Annotated in this window: 12 protein-coding genes; 5 read left to right on the forward strand and 7 right to left on the reverse strand. The window is 68.2% G+C overall.

From position 1 onward, the window contains the following. Window position 1: 1 nt before the first annotated feature. The 5 genes from gmhB to SNE35_RS13405 all read right to left on the reverse strand — a co-directional run bounded on the left by gmhB (window position 2) and on the right by SNE35_RS13405 (window position 3,617). Window positions 2-544, reverse strand: coding sequence for a D-glycero-beta-D-manno-heptose 1,7-bisphosphate 7-phosphatase (gene gmhB / locus SNE35_RS13385; RefSeq protein ID WP_320423413.1), 543 nt, complete (start codon window positions 542-544; stop codon window positions 2-4). Further along, window positions 541-1,029 carry an adenylyltransferase/cytidyltransferase family protein gene (locus SNE35_RS13390; protein ID WP_320423414.1) on the reverse strand — a complete coding sequence of 163 codons (489 nt, stop codon included), beginning with the start codon at window positions 1,027-1,029 and terminating at the stop codon, window positions 541-543. The genes gmhB and SNE35_RS13390 overlap by 4 nt, the downstream gene beginning before the upstream one ends. Continuing rightward, complete coding sequence (gene rfaD, locus SNE35_RS13395; protein WP_320423415.1) at window positions 1,026-2,039, reverse strand: ADP-glyceromanno-heptose 6-epimerase; 1,014 nt, start codon at window positions 2,037-2,039, stop codon at window positions 1,026-1,028. The genes SNE35_RS13390 and rfaD overlap by 4 nt, the downstream gene beginning before the upstream one ends. Continuing rightward, window positions 2,036-2,971, reverse strand: a complete 936-nt coding sequence (rfaE1, locus tag SNE35_RS13400; protein WP_320423416.1) for a D-glycero-beta-D-manno-heptose-7-phosphate kinase — start codon at window positions 2,969-2,971, stop codon at window positions 2,036-2,038. Before rfaE1 ends, rfaD begins: the two co-directional genes overlap by 4 nt. 73 nt (window positions 2,972-3,044) lie before the next feature. Further along, the gene (locus tag SNE35_RS13405; RefSeq protein WP_320423417.1) at window positions 3,045-3,617 is read right to left on the reverse strand and encodes a D-sedoheptulose-7-phosphate isomerase; all 573 of its coding nucleotides are present in this window, start codon (window positions 3,615-3,617) and stop codon (window positions 3,045-3,047) included. 41 nt (window positions 3,618-3,658) lie between these two features. On the opposite strand from SNE35_RS13405, the gene msbA reads away from it, so the two are divergent. Both msbA and SNE35_RS13415 read left to right on the forward strand, forming a co-directional pair. Beyond that, window positions 3,659-5,407, forward strand: a complete 1,749-nt coding sequence (msbA, locus tag SNE35_RS13410; protein ID WP_320423418.1) for a lipid A export permease/ATP-binding protein MsbA — start codon at window positions 3,659-3,661, stop codon at window positions 5,405-5,407. A gap of 2 nt (window positions 5,408-5,409) precedes the next feature. Continuing rightward, window positions 5,410-5,688 carry a ComEA family DNA-binding protein gene (locus SNE35_RS13415; RefSeq protein WP_320423419.1) on the forward strand — a complete coding sequence of 93 codons (279 nt, stop codon included), beginning with the start codon at window positions 5,410-5,412 and terminating at the stop codon, window positions 5,686-5,688. On the opposite strand, the gene SNE35_RS13420 is transcribed toward SNE35_RS13415, so the two are convergent. Together SNE35_RS13420 and dnaE are read right to left on the reverse strand one after the other, a co-directional pair. Continuing rightward, complete coding sequence (locus SNE35_RS13420; protein WP_320423420.1) at window positions 5,677-6,960, reverse strand: patatin-like phospholipase family protein; 1,284 nt, start codon at window positions 6,958-6,960, stop codon at window positions 5,677-5,679. The two genes, SNE35_RS13415 and SNE35_RS13420, sit on opposite strands and share 12 nt — an antisense overlap. A gap of 43 nt (window positions 6,961-7,003) precedes the next feature. Then, entirely contained in the window at window positions 7,004-10,555 is a 3,552-nt protein-coding gene (gene dnaE / locus SNE35_RS13425) for a DNA polymerase III subunit alpha (RefSeq protein ID WP_320423421.1), read from the reverse strand. A gap of 53 nt (window positions 10,556-10,608) precedes the next feature. Here dnaE and SNE35_RS13430 point away from each other — a divergent pair, with 53 nt between their 5' ends. From SNE35_RS13430 to SNE35_RS13440, 3 genes are all read left to right on the forward strand, one after another. Then, a complete protein-coding gene (locus SNE35_RS13430) occupies window positions 10,609-11,538 on the forward strand; it encodes a peptidylprolyl isomerase (protein WP_320423422.1) in 930 nt (309 codons plus the stop codon). Window positions 11,539-11,875: 337 nt separating this feature from the next. Next, window positions 11,876-13,156: a PQQ-dependent sugar dehydrogenase gene (locus tag SNE35_RS13435; protein ID WP_320423423.1), complete on the forward strand. Its 1,281-nt coding sequence runs from the start codon at window positions 11,876-11,878 to the stop codon at window positions 13,154-13,156. Next, window positions 13,153-13,479 (forward strand): c-type cytochrome, encoded by a 327-nt coding sequence (locus tag SNE35_RS13440; RefSeq protein WP_320423424.1) that lies wholly within the window; start codon window positions 13,153-13,155, stop codon window positions 13,477-13,479. The genes SNE35_RS13435 and SNE35_RS13440 overlap by 4 nt, the downstream gene beginning before the upstream one ends. The last annotated feature ends 5 nt before the right edge of the window (window positions 13,480-13,484 follow it).

Raw genomic sequence — 13,484 nt, forward strand, 5'->3', positions numbered from 1 at the left:
TTCAGGCGATTCCCAGCGCATCGAGCGCCCGTGGCAGGTCAGGAAAATCGATGTCCGGATCGCTGTCTAGCGCATTGCCATTCGTCGCTAGCCGCACGCAGCGACCGACACCCGCGCGCGTACCCGCCTCGACGTCCGACGGCTTGTCGCCGAACATCAGCGAGCGCGCAAGGTCGACGCCCAGCGCCGCGGCGCTGCGCAGGATCATGCCCGGCGCAGGCTTGCGGCAGTCGCACTCCACGGCGTAGCGCGCCACGCTGCCATCGGGCAGATGGGGGCAGTACTCGATGGCCGCGAGCGTCACGCCCTGTTGCGCGAGATGCACGCTCAGCGCTTCGTGCAGGCGCAGCACCGCCGCCTCGTCGTAGTAGCCGCGGGCAATGCCCGACTGGTTGGTGACGATGACGAGCGCATAGCCAGCGGCCTGCAGGCGCCGCATCGCCTCGACCGCGCCGGGCACGAACTCGAAGTCCTCCCAGCGCGACACGTAGCCGTGGTCGAGGTTGATGACGCCGTCGCGGTCGAGAAAGGCGGCCGGCCTCACGCGCCGTCGCCCCGGATGCGCCGCACCAGCGAGGTGGTCGAGTAGCCGTCCACGAAGGGGATCGCCAGCGATCGGCCGCCCCAGGAACGGACGACGGTCGTTTCCTCCAGCGCTTCCATGTCGTAGTCGCCACCCTTGACGTAGATGTCGGCGTGCACGCGGCGCAGCAGCGACACCGGCGTGCGTTCATCGAAGAACAGCACCAGCGACACCGAGGCCAGGCCGGCCAGCACGAAGGCACGGTCCAGCTCCGCGTTCAGCGGCCGGTCCGGCCCCTTGCCGAGCTGGCGCGCGGAGGCGTCGCTGTTGAGGCCCAGCACCAGCGAGCCGCCCAGCTCGCGCGCGGCCTGCAGGTAGCCGACGTGGCCCCGATGCAGGATGTCGAACACACCATTGGTGAACACGACGGGGCCCGGCAGCGCGGCGACACGCGCCTCGATCGCCGCGTCGTCCAGGACAATCTTGTCCAGCAGCGCCTGGCTCATGCCACACCCACCGGGTCCGACTCGCTGGCATGCAGCCAGCGCACGTAGCGGTCCACGCCGGCGGCGACATCGGTGAACACATGGTCGCAGCCGGCGGCGCGCAGCCGGCTCAGGTCGGCCTGCGTGTGGCACTGGTACTTGCCCACCAGCGCATCGGGGAAGGCGATGTATTCGACCAGGCCGTCGCGGACCAGGTCGGCCATCGGCCGCGTCGGCTCGCCGCGCAGCGACAGCGCCGCGTTGACGCTGGCCAGCGCGACGTCGTTGAACGGCTGTGCCCGACCCGTGCCCAGGTTGAAGATGCCGCGTGCTTCCGGGTGCTGGAGGAACCAGAGCTTCACCGCCACGATATCGTCCACGAAGACGAAGTCGCGCGCCTGCTGGCCCGGCCCGTAGCCGCCGTACTCGCCGAACAGCTTGACCTGGCCGTTGGTCTTGAACTGTTGGTAGTGGTGGTAGGCCACCGAGGCCATGCGACCCTTGTGCTGCTCGCGCGGGCCGTAGACGTTGAAGTAGCGGAAGCCCGCCACCTGGTGCGGCGCCTGGGCCAGCATGCGGCGCACGACGTTGTCGAACAGCAGCTTGGAGTAGCCGTAGACGTTCAGCGGACGCTCGAACCGGGGCTCCTCGCGGAAGGTCTCGCTCGCGCCGTAGGTGGCGGCCGAGGAGGCATACAGCAGCCGCGTGCCCTGGGCCATGCAGGCATCGAGCAGGCCCTTGGAGCAGCGGTAGTTGGTCTCCATCATGAAGCGGCCATCGTGCTCCATCGTGTCGGAGCAGGCGCCTTCGTGCATGACGGCATCGACGTGCCCGAACTCGCCGCGCGCGAAGCGCTCGTAGAACTCGGTCTTGTCGAAGTAGTCGGAGATCTGCGCGCCCAGCAGGTTGCGGTACTTCGGGCCGTCGCTCAGGTTGTCGACGGCGATCACATCGTCGATGCCCAGCGCGTTCAGGCCGCGGATGATGTTGGCGCCGATGAAACCGGCGGCTCCGGTGACGACGACTCTCACGCGAACAGCTCCTCGTAACTCACGGTGGCGGTGCCGAACTTGCCGACGACGATGCCGCCGGCGCGGTTGGCGATGGGCACCGCGTCGCGCAGCGCCATGCCGCTGCCCAGCATCGCGGCGAGGGTGGCAATGACGGTGTCGCCCGCGCCGGTCACGTCGAAGACCTCGTAGGCGCGCGCGGGCTCGTGCGTCGCGCCGCCCGCCTCGAACAGCGTCATACCCTCCTCCGAGCGCGTCAGCAGCACGGCGGAGACGTCGATGTCGGCGCGCAGTGCGTCGACCTTGCCTTGCAGTTCCGCTTCGTCGCGCCAGGTGCCGACGACCTGCGCCAGCTCGCTCCGATTCGGCGTGATGACGGTGGCGCCGGCGTAGCGGCGGTAGTCGCTGCCCTTGGGGTCGACCAGCACCGGCTTGCCCGCCGCACGGGCCAGCTCGATCATCCGCGGGATGTGGGCCAGGCCGCCCTTGCCGTAGTCGGAGAACAGCACCACGTCGTGCAGCGGCAGTTGCTCGGCGAAGGCATCGACCATCTGGCCCAGCACCTCGTGGTCGGGCTCGTTCTCGAAATCGATGCGGATCAGCTGCTGCGCGCGGCCGATCACGCGCAGCTTGACGATCGTCGACAGCTGCGGATCGGTACGCAGCACGGCCTCGATACCGCGCGCCGCCAGCAGCCGGCCGAGCGATTCGGCCGCGTGGTCGGCGCCGACGACGGTCAGCAAAGTCGCGCGGGCGCCCAGGGTCTTGACGTTCAAGGCCACGTTGGCCGCGCCGCCCAGGCGCTCTTCCTCGCGCTGCACGCGCACGACCGGCACCGGCGCCTCAGGCGAGATGCGGTCGACGGCGCCGTGCCAGTAGCGGTCCAGCATCACGTCACCGACGACGAGGATGCGGCGCTGCGCCAGCGCCGCTGCTGTCGGAAGCGCGCTCATTGATGCCCCCTTCGGCCTGCGGCCTGTCCCCCCAAGGGGGAGCGAGCTTGCTTGGGGCGGCCCGGCGCGGCGCTCATCCTGCGATGCCCAGTTCCGCCTCGATCACGCCGCACAGCGTGTGGCCGATCAGGATGTGGGCTTCCTGGATGCGCGCCGTCACCTGACTGGGCACGACGATGGCCGCATCGCAGGCCTCGCGCAGCTTGCCGCCGTCACGGCCGAGCAGGCCCAGCGTCCAGATGCCCGCCTCGCGCGCCACGGCCACCGCGCGCAGCACGTTGCGCGAGTTGCCGGAGGTGGAAATGGCGATCAGGCCGTCGCCCGCGCGGCCGAGGCCGGCGACCTGGCGGGCGAACACCTCGTCGAACGAGTAGTCGTTGCCGATGCAGGTCAGGGCCGAGCTGTCGGTGCTCAGCGCCAGGCCGGCGAGCGGCCGGCGGTCGTTGATGAAGCGGCCGGTCAGCTCGGAGGCCAGATGCTGGCTGTCGGCGGCAGAGCCGCCATTGCCGCAGAACATCAGCTTGCCGCCACCGGCCAGCAGCGCCGCGAGCTGGCGGCCGGCGGCGCCGATGGCGTCGTCCAGCGCCGGCAAGGCGGCCATCAGTTGCTGGTGTTCTTCGAGGTTGCGCAGGAACAGGGAATTCATGGCGGGGATTATCGATGACGTTACGGCGACAATGGCGGGTTATGACCTCGCTGCCCCCCGTCTCCGAGACCCCGCTGCGCCAGATCGCGCTGCGCCTCGCGCATTTCGTCAAACCCCATCGCTGGGGTCTGGTCCTGACCGTGCTGGCCTACATCGGCGCGGCGGCCACAGAGCCGCTGATCCCGAAGCTGATCGAGACCGTGTTCGGCAAAGGCTTCGGCAAAGAATCGTTTGCGGTCTGGTGGGTGCCAGTGGTGCTGATCGGCCTGTACGCGCTGCGCGGGCTGTTCTCCTTCCTCGGCCAGTACCTGTTCAACTGGACCTTATCGCGCACCGTGATGGACTTCCGCGCCGCGCTGCTCGATTCGCTGCTGCGCGCGGACGCACGCGTGTTCACGAGCCTGCAGCCGGGCACGGCCGTCACCAAGGTCGTCAACGACCCGCAGCAGATCCTGCAACTGCTCGGCAATACGGTGATCAACTTGCTGCGCGACGGCCTGCCCGCCATAGCGATGCTGGTCTACCTCTTCTATCTGAATTGGCAGTTGACGCTGCTGTCGATGATCACGACGCCGGTGATGGCGGTGGTTGTGCGCAAGCTCAACCAGCGCGTGCGCCAGATGGGCAGCCGCACCTACGACGCGCAACTGCACCTGGTCAACAAGGTCGACGACGTCACCCGCGCGTGGCGCGTCGTGCGCAGCTTCGACGCCGCCGAGCACGAGCGCGAATCCTTCGGCCAGCTCGCCAAGGAAGTACAGCGCAACTCGCTGAAGACCACGGCCGCTGGCGCGCTGACGCAGCCGCTGTCGCAGTTCATCATGAGCATCGGCCTTTCGGTGATCATCTGCCTGGCGCTGGTACAGGCGCGCGACGCAAACACCGGCGTTGGCGAGTTCGCCGCTTTCGTCTTTGCGTTGGGGCTATTGAGCTCGCGGCTTCGCCACCTGAGCGATCTGACTCAGCCGATCAACACCGCACTGGTAGTGGCACGCGGCTGCCTGAGCCTGATGGACATGCCGCAGGAAGTCGACACCGGCACCGGCGAGATGGTCAACTGCCACGGACACGTGGAGATGCAGGACGTGACCCTGCGCTACCCCGGCGCCGAGCGCCCGGCGCTGGACGGACTGACGCTGGATTTCAAGGCCGGGCAGACGACCGCGCTGGTCGGTTCCTCCGGCGCCGGCAAGAGCTCGATCGTCCACCTGCTGCTCGCCTTCGGCCAGCCGGATGCCGGCCGCATCCTGATGGACGGCACCGATACGCACAGCCTGAAGAAGGCCAGCCTGCGCCGCCAGTTCGCCGTTGTCTCGCAGGACATCGTGCTGTTCGACGCCTCGGTGGCCGACAACATCGCCTACGCCCAGCCGCGCGACGAGGCACGGTTGGAGCAGGCACTGCGTGCCGCCCACCTGTGGGACTTCGCGCAGACCTTGCCGCAGGGCGTGGACACCATGGTCGGCGCCAACGGCAGCAAGCTCTCCGGCGGCCAGCGCCAGCGCCTGGCGATCGCCCGCGCGCTGTACAAGGACGCGCCGATCTGGGTCTTCGACGAAGCGACTTCGGCGCTGGACACCGAGAGCGAGCGCGCGGTCCAGCAGGCGCTGGAGCAGTGGCAGGGCCGCAAGACGCTGATCGTCATCGCCCACCGGCTCTCGACGATCCGCTCGGCCGACGCGATCCACGTGATGGGCAACGGCCGCGTGATCGAGAGCGGCTCGCACGACGAGCTGCTGGCGCGCGACGGCGCCTACGCCGCGATGGTGCGGGCACAGAACGGCGAATAGAGATGCTTAAGCGGCGCGCCTTGCTGATTGCGGCGCTGCCGCTCACGGCGCTCGCCGGCGACACCACGCTGGAAATCAACACTGCCAGCCAGGCTCAGCTCGAACAGTTGGACGGCATTGGCCCGGGGCTGGCGGAACGCATCCTCGCCGCGCGGGCCAAGGCGCCGTTCAGCGGCTGGAGCGACCTGCGCCGCCGGGTTTCCGGCATGGGGCCAAAGCTCGCGCGCAAGCTGTCCGACCAGGGCTTGCGCGTCGAGGGCCAGGCCTTCTCAGATGCCTGATTCAGCAAAGCCGCCGCGGCGCCTGCGCATCGCTGCCGGGTCTGTCGTCGGCGTCGCCGAGGGCCAGCCGAAAAAGCGCTGCACATCGTCCCGGCGCGCCAGCGTGTCGCTCATGCCCAGGTTGATCAGCTCGTTGGTGAACGAGGGCTCGAACAGCAGGTAGCTGGTCAGCGCCGAGCCGCTGGCGCCCTGCCCCTGGCCGGTGGCGCCCACGCCCCGCAGCAGCGCACGGATCGGCGCCGGCAGGCTGCCCTGGTGCTCGGCGGCCAGGTCGTCGATGCGCCGGCTCGGCGCGATCACCAGCACGTCGATCGGCCGCAGCGGCGTCTTGCTGCGCACCTCCGGCGGCAGCAGCGACAAGGTGTTGTTGACCCGCTGCAGCCGCTCCACGTCCACCGCCAGCGCGTCCAGGAAGATGCTGGACAAGGCATGGCCGGCGATCTGCGCCATGCTCGGATGCCCCTCGGCCAGCGGCACGCGGCGACCCGGCGGCTCGCTCATCCGGCCCGCGCCGATCACGAGAACCCGTTCCGCGCCGAGGTGCACCGCCGGCGAGATCGGCGCGCTCTGGCGCATCGAGCCGTCGCCGAACCATTCGGCCTGGCCGTCCAGGTCCAGCAGCTGCGCCGGAAAGATGAAGGGGATCGCCGATGACGCCAGCAGGTGTCCGATCGTCAGCTCGGTCCGCACCGCGAGCCGCTGCGAACGCAGCCAGGGCTTCACCTCGTGGCCGGTCTGGAAGAAGGTGACGTGCTGGCCCGAGGTGTAGCTGGAGCCACTGATTGCCAGCGCGCTCAGGTGGCCGGCCTCCAGCATCTCGCCGAGCCGCTCGAGCCGCACCCACTGGCGCAGCAGGTCACCCAGCGGCTCGTTGTTCAGCAGGCTCTTCGGATGGGAGCGCCGCCAGCGCGTCAGCGCCCAGCCCAGGCTCATCATCGTCATCCAGCGCGCGCCGGTGCGGATCACGCCGAAGGAGTCGGCCGCGTAGACCTGGTCGACGTGGATGTTCTGCCAGAGGTAGACCAGGCCATCGACGGCGGAATCGAAGTCGTCCGCATGGCTGGCCAAGGTGGCCGCATTGATCGCGCCGGCCGAGGTGCCGCAGATGATCGGAAACGGATTGGTCGCCGTTGCCACACCCGCATCGCGCCGCAACTGCGCCAGCGCGGCCAGCACGCCGACCTGGTAGGCGGCGCGGGCACCGCCGCCGGAGAGGATCAGGCCGGTGGACGGTGACGTTGTGCTGGGATTCGGCGCGGAGGCGTCTTGCATGGCGATGGCAGCGGGCGATCAATCATCGCCGAATTCATCGCCGTCACTCACCGTACACGATCTGCGCCACCTGCTTCGCATCCCCTGCAGCCACGACCGTCCGCAGCTTCTCCAGCGCCTCGTCGCAAGGCCAGAACTTGCTCGCCTCGCCCAGCTCGATCTTGAACTCGGCCTGGCCATCGACCCCGCTGGCGCCGTTCAGGAAATGGTGCGTCATCACCCGCAGGCCCTGGCGCGCCGTGCCCTGGTCGGTCTCGATCTGCTTGGGCGGGAAGCCGGCGACGATTTCCTTCAGCGGCGGCATCTTGCCGCGCACCGGCACGTAGAAATACTTGCCGAAGCGCGCGCGGGCCGCCGTGAGCGACCAGACCTGCTGGATCGTCAGCCGCAGGCCGCCGGAGAAGCGGTCGTTCTGCACCTTGCCGGAGACGATGATCAGCTCGTCTTCCGCCAGCAGTTCCTTGTTCGCGTTGATCAGCTCCTCGTTGGCCACCGCCTCGATCGCGTCGCTCTTGTCGTCGAGCTTGAAGATCGCCACGCGGCCGCGGCTGCCGTTGATGATGCGCATGTCGCCGACGATGCCGGCCAGCATCTGCGGTTCGCGGCTGTCCTGCGCGTCGCCGATGCGGCGCTTGACCATGCGGCGCACTTCCTCGCCGCTCTGGTCGAACAGGTGGCCGGAGAGGAAGAAGCCGATCGCCGTCTTCTCCAGGCTCAGCTTCTCCTTGATGCTCCATTCGGCGGCCTCGACCAGCGGCGGCTCGGCGGTGGAGGAGCCGTGCGCGCTGTCGTCGAAATCGAACAGGCCGCCCTGGTCGGCGTTCTGCGTCAGGTTGTCGGCGAAGGTGTAGCCCAGGCCGACGCTCGCCAGCAGGCGCGCCCGGTTGGGCTCCAGCGAGTCGAAGGCGCCGGCCTTGATCAACGCCTCGGTCACGCGCTTGTTGACCTGCTTGCGGTCCACGCGCGCGCAGAAGTCGAAGAAGCTCTTGAACGGCCCGCCGGCATTGCGCGCCGCCACGATCGCGTGGATCGCGTTCTGGCCCGAGCCCTTGATCGCGCCGAGGCTGTAGTTGATCTTCGTCTTGGACAGCGGCTCGAAGCGGTGCACGCCCAGGTTGACGTTGGGCGGCTCGAACTCGATGCCGAACAGCTTGGCATCGTTCAGCAGCACCTTCAGCTTGTCGGTGTCGTCCGACTCGATGGTCATGTTCGCCGCGTAGAACTCCGCGGTGAAATGGACCTTCAGCCAGCCGGTGTGATAGGCCAGCAGCGAGTAGGCGGCGGCGTGCGACTTGTTGAAGCCGTACCCCGCGAACTTCTCCATCAGGTCGAAGACCTCGTCGGCCTTGGCCGTGTCGAGGCCCTTCTCGGCCGCGCCCTTGCGGAACAGCTCGCGGTGGGCGGCCATTTCCTCGGCCTTCTTCTTGCCCATCGCGCGGCGCAGCATGTCCGCGCCACCCAGCGTGTAGCCGCCCAGCACCTGGGCGGTCTGCATCACCTGCTCCTGGTAGACCATGATGCCGTAGGTCTCGGACAGCACGGCCTCGGCCAGCGGGTGCGGGTACTCGACCTTCTCCTTGCCGTGCTTGCGCGCGACGAAGGTGGGGATCAGGTCCATCGGGCCCGGCCGGTACAGCGCGTTCAGCGCGATCAGGTCTTCCAGGCGCGAGGGCTTCGCCTCCTTCAGCATCTTCTGCATGCCGGGGGATTCGAACTGGAACACCGATTCGGTCAGGCCGTCGGAGAAGAGCTTGTAGGTGCGGCGGTCGTCGAGCGGGATCTTCTCGAAGGCGAAGTCCTTCTGCTCGGGATAGCGAGCGACGATGAACTCCTTGGCCATCTCCATGATGGTCAAGGTGGCCAGGCCCAAAAAGTCGAACTTCACGAGGCCGATCGCCTCGACGTCGTCCTTGTCGTACTGGCTCACCGCGCTGGTCGAGCCAGGCTGCTGGTACTGCGGGCAGAAGTCGGTGATCTTGCCGGGCGCGATCAGCACGCCGCCGGCGTGCATGCCGATCGAGCGCACCGTGCCCTCCACCTGCGTGGCCAGGGCCAGCAGCGCGGCGACTTCCTCGTCGGCCTGCTCGCGGTCGTTGATCTCCGGCGCCTCGTGGCGGGCGTAGATCATCTTGGCCTTGTTGGGGTCGAAGTCGTCCGGCAGCGGCGCCAGGGTCACCGTCTTGCCCGGCGGCGCCGGAACCAGCTTGGCGATCGAGTCCACGTGGCCGAAGCCCATGCCCAGCACGCGGCCGATGTCTCGCAGCGCGCCCTTGGCCGCCATCGTGCCGAAGGTGGCGATCTGGCTCACCGCCGGGCGGCCATACTTTTCCTTCACGTAGTCGATGACGCGGTCGCGGTTGCCCTGGCAGAAGTCGATGTCGAAGTCGGGCATCGAGACCCGCTCGGGGTTCAGGAAACGCTCGAACAGCAGGTTGTATTCCAGCGGATCCAGGTCGGTGATCGACAGCGCGTAGGCGACCAGCGAGCCCGCGCCCGACCCCCGGCCCGGGCCGACCGGGCAGCCGTTGTTCTTGGCCCAGCGGATGAAGTCCGACACGATCAGGAAGTAGCCCGGGAAGCCCATCTTGATGATGGTCTCCAGCTCGAACTCCAGCCGCTCGACATAGCGCGGGCGCTGGGCGTCGCGCTTGGCCTCGTCCGGGTACAGCAAATGCAACCGTTCTTCCAGGCCTTCGAAGGACAACTGGCGGAAGTACTGGTCCATCGGCATCGGCTTGCCGTCGTCGAGGATCGGCGTCGGGAAGTCCGGCAGCTGCGGCTTGCCCAGCACCAGCGAGAGACTGCAGCGCCGCGCGATCTCCACCGTGTTGGTGATCGCGCTCGGGATGTCGGCGAACAGCTTCTCCATCGTCGCCTGGTCGCGGAAATACTGGCCCGGCAGGAAGCGTTTGATGCGCTTCGGGTTGGCCAACGTCTCGCCGTCGGCGATGCAGACGCGCGCCTCGTGCGCGCCGTATTCGTCCTCGGTCAGGAACTGGATCGGGTGGGTGGCGACGACCGGCAGGCCCAGTTCAGCCGCCAGCGGCACGCTGGACTGCACCAGCGCCTCCTGCCCCGGCAGGCCCGCACGCTGCAGCTCGATGTAGAAGCGGCCCGGGAAGGCCGCCGAAAGCCGCGCCGCCCAGTCCTTCGCCCGCGCCTTGTCGCCCATCAGCAGCGCCTGGCCCAGGCCGCCGTGCTGCGCGCCGGAGAGGCAGATCAGCCCCTCGCCCAGCTCCTGCAGCCATTCCCACTTCAGGCAGGCCTGGTTGCGGATCACGTTCTGAATCCAGGCGCGCGACAGCAGTTCGGAGATGTTCAGGTAGCCCTGCGTGTTCTGCACCAGCAGCAGGATGCGGCTCGGGTTCTTGTCGGAGCCCTCGGGCTCCAGCCAGCAGTCGGCGCCGAGGATGGGCTTCACGCCCTTCTTGCGGCAGGCGTTGTAGAACTTGACGCCGCCGAACAGGTTGGCGAGGTCGCTCAGGCCCAGGGCGACCTGCCCGTCCTTGGCCGCCGCGGCGGCAGCGTCGTCGACGCGAAGGGTGCCGTCGACGACGGAGAACTCGGTATGGGTGCGCAGGTGAACGAAAGACATCCCTGGATTTTAGGAGGCCGCGGGTATGCTGCCGCCCGACAAGGAGACTTCCCATGAAGAAAGCCCCACTCGCCACCCTGCTGGCCGCCCTGCTGATCGCCGCCCTTCCGGCTTTTGCCGCGAAGCACCCGGCGGCGAAGAAGCCCGCCGTCCCGACCAAGAGCAGCGCCGACATCATCAAGGACTCGCCCGACGGCGACTGGCGTGAGCTCGACCCCGACAACACGATCCTGATGGAATTCGCCCAGGGTCAGGTCTTGATCGAACTGGCACCGCGCTTCGCACCGAAGCACGCCGCCAACATCCGCGAGATGGCCCACACCGGCTTCTACGACGGCCTGGCCGTCGTGCGCGTGCAGGACAACTTCGTCGCCCAGTGGGGCGACCCGGACGGCGACGACCCGGCCAAGGCCCGGTCGCTGGGCAAGGCCGAGGCGCACCTGCCGGCCGAATTCTCGATCCCGCTGAAGGGCCTGCCGCTGAAGAAGCTGCCCGACGTGGACGGCTGGGCGCCGGTCACCGGCTTCGTCGACGGCTTCCCGGTCGCCGCCAACCCGAAGACCGGCCAGGCCTGGCTGGCCCACTGCTACGGGATGGTCGGCGCCGGCCGCGGCAACGAGGCTGATTCCAGCACCGGTGGCGAGCTCTATGCCGTGATCGGCCAGGCGCCGCGTGGGCTGGATCTGAACATCACCGTCGTCGGCCGCGTGCTGTCGGGCATCGAACTGCTCTCCAGCCTGCCACGCGGCGGCCCGAACATGGGCTTCTACGACCAGGCCGAGCAACGCACCGCGATCAAGCGCGTGCGCCTGCTGGCCGACATGCCCGAGGCCGAGCGCCCGCACCTGCAGGTGCTGCGCACGGACAGCAAGACCTGGCCCCAGTTGCTGGACGCTCGGCGCAACCGCACCGGCTGGTTCGTCTACAACCCGAAGCACATCGACGTCTGCAGCGCAACGGTACCCACCCGCCCAGGGAAGTAAGCCCCTCGCCTGGTCTCGCCTCGCTGAACGCGGGCGGGCCCAGTCGGTCCCCCGAGGGGACGGCGATGCTTGCGGCATCGAGCCGCAAGCACATCGCCATGTGGGCCGGCTTGGGAGCGGCCCGGCGCTCGGCCCGCGGAAGCCCAGCCAGCACAAGCATCGTTGCACCGCAAGCGTGGCAACCCACCCTGCCGCGCTGCAGTGGTACGCAGGCCCCCAGGAAAGTCCCCGGGAAGAAATCCCTTGAGACTTCGCACTCCGGACGTTAAGAATTGAAAAGCCAGGAGCCCGTCGAGGCTCAGGGTTAGACCAATAACGCACCGACCGGAGACTTGCCATGCGAATCGATTCCCCACGGCAGACGTCCGCGGCTCATGCAGTTGCCCTTGCCGCCGCCCTCGCCTGCTTCGCTGTTCCCGCCTCTGCCCAGCCCAATATGGAAAAGCTCAAGGGCATGAAGGTCGCGAGCACTGACCTCAACATCCCGTTGGTGCCCCAGACAGGTGCGAACGCCGATGCCATCAAGGCCAACCTGAAGCGGATCAAGCTGCCGCCGGGTTTCCAGATCAGCCTCTACGCCGTCGTGCCCGATGCGCGCCACATGGCCGTGGCGCCCAGCACGAACATGCTCTTCGTCGGCACCCGCAAGACCACCGTCTGGGCCGTCACCAACCGCAACAGCGGCGACGCGGCGACGGAGGTGAAGTCCTTCGCGCCGAGCCTGAAGTTCAGCAACCCGAACGGGGTCTGCTGGACCAAGGACGGCGTGCTGATCGTCGCCGAGCACAACCGCGTGCTGAGCTTCCCGGCCGCGGAGTTCTTCTATGAAGGCCCGGACGTGGCCGTCGGCGAGATCCTGCCGCAGGGCAAGCTGATCCCGCCCGAGGAAGAGTCCTTCAACCACGGCGCGCGCACCTGCCGCATCGGGCCGGACGGCATGCTCTACATCACGATGGGCCAGCCCTTCAACGTGCCGCCGCGCGACAAGCTCGACCTGTACAAGCAGTGGGGCATCGGCGGCATCGTGCGCATGAACCTCGACGGCAGCAAGCGCGAGGTCTACGCCACCGGCGTCCGCAACTCCGTGGGCATGGACTTCAACCCCAAGGACGGCACGCTCTGGTTCACCGACAACCAGACCGACGGCATGGGCGACGACATCCCCGCCGGCGAGATCAACCGCGCCACCAAGGCCGGTCAGTTCTTCGGTTACCCCTGGAAACAGGGCAAGACCCGCATCACCGAATTCGGCTACGACAAGGACCCGCTGCCGGCCAACATCGTCGACCCGCAGGTCTACACCATCGCCCATGCGGCCGACCTGGGCATGGTCTTCTACACCGGCAAGTCCTTCCCGGCGAAGTACCAGGGCGGCATCTTCTCGGCCCAGCACGGCTCCTGGAACCGCACCAAGCCGGTCGGCGCGCAGGTGCTGTTCACCTCGCTGAAGCCTGACGGCACGGCCGACAAGACCGAGGTCTTCGCCGAAGGTTGGCTGGACGATACCGGCCTGTACCGTGGCCGCCCGGTGGACGTGGCCGTGGCCAAGGACGGCTCGCTGCTGATCAGCGACGACTTTGCCGGCGCCATCTACCGCGTCACCTACACCGCCCCATGAGGCAGAGCCTGCTCCTGTTCGCAGCAGCAGCCCTGGCCTGGGGGGGCCTTCCCGCCCAGGCCCAGGACGCGCAGGTCGGGCGCCAGAAGGCGCAGGCCTGCGCGGTCTGCCACGGCCCGCAGGGCATCGCGACCGCGCCGGACGCGCCCAACCTGGCCGGCCAGCCCGAGGTCTATCTCACCGCTCAGCTGCGTGCGTATCGCGATGGCACGCGCAAGCACGAGATCATGAGCGTGATGGCCAAGCCGTTGAGCGATGCGGACATCGCGAACCTCGCCGCCTGGTTCGCTTCCATCAAGGTCGAAGCACAAGCGCCGCGCTGAGGTAA

Origin of the sequence: Roseateles agri (assembly GCF_034043675.1) — a bacterium.
In the GTDB taxonomy this organism is placed as follows: Bacteria; Pseudomonadota; Gammaproteobacteria; order Burkholderiales; family Burkholderiaceae_C; genus KK5.

What these genes read in the sequence shown, in the direction of transcription:
- SNE35_RS13420 (WP_320423420.1), bottom strand. Translation starts at nt 6,960, where the DNA reads ATGCAAGACGCCTCCGCGCCGAATCCCAGCACAACGTCACCGTCCACC.
- SNE35_RS13430 (WP_320423422.1), top strand. Translation starts at nt 10,609, where the DNA reads ATGAAGAAAGCCCCACTCGCCACCCTGCTGGCCGCCCTGCTGATCGCC.
- rfaE1 (WP_320423416.1), bottom strand. Translation starts at nt 2,971, where the DNA reads ATGAGCGCGCTTCCGACAGCAGCGGCGCTGGCGCAGCGCCGCATCCTC.
- SNE35_RS13405 (WP_320423417.1), bottom strand. Translation starts at nt 3,617, where the DNA reads ATGAATTCCCTGTTCCTGCGCAACCTCGAAGAACACCAGCAACTGATG.
- SNE35_RS13440 (WP_320423424.1), top strand. Translation starts at nt 13,153, where the DNA reads ATGAGGCAGAGCCTGCTCCTGTTCGCAGCAGCAGCCCTGGCCTGGGGG.
- dnaE (WP_320423421.1), bottom strand. Translation starts at nt 10,555, where the DNA reads ATGTCTTTCGTTCACCTGCGCACCCATACCGAGTTCTCCGTCGTCGAC.
- SNE35_RS13390 (WP_320423414.1), bottom strand. Translation starts at nt 1,029, where the DNA reads ATGAGCCAGGCGCTGCTGGACAAGATTGTCCTGGACGACGCGGCGATC.
- SNE35_RS13415 (WP_320423419.1), top strand. Translation starts at nt 5,410, where the DNA reads ATGCTTAAGCGGCGCGCCTTGCTGATTGCGGCGCTGCCGCTCACGGCG.
- SNE35_RS13435 (WP_320423423.1), top strand. Translation starts at nt 11,876, where the DNA reads ATGCGAATCGATTCCCCACGGCAGACGTCCGCGGCTCATGCAGTTGCC.
- msbA (WP_320423418.1), top strand. Translation starts at nt 3,659, where the DNA reads ATGACCTCGCTGCCCCCCGTCTCCGAGACCCCGCTGCGCCAGATCGCG.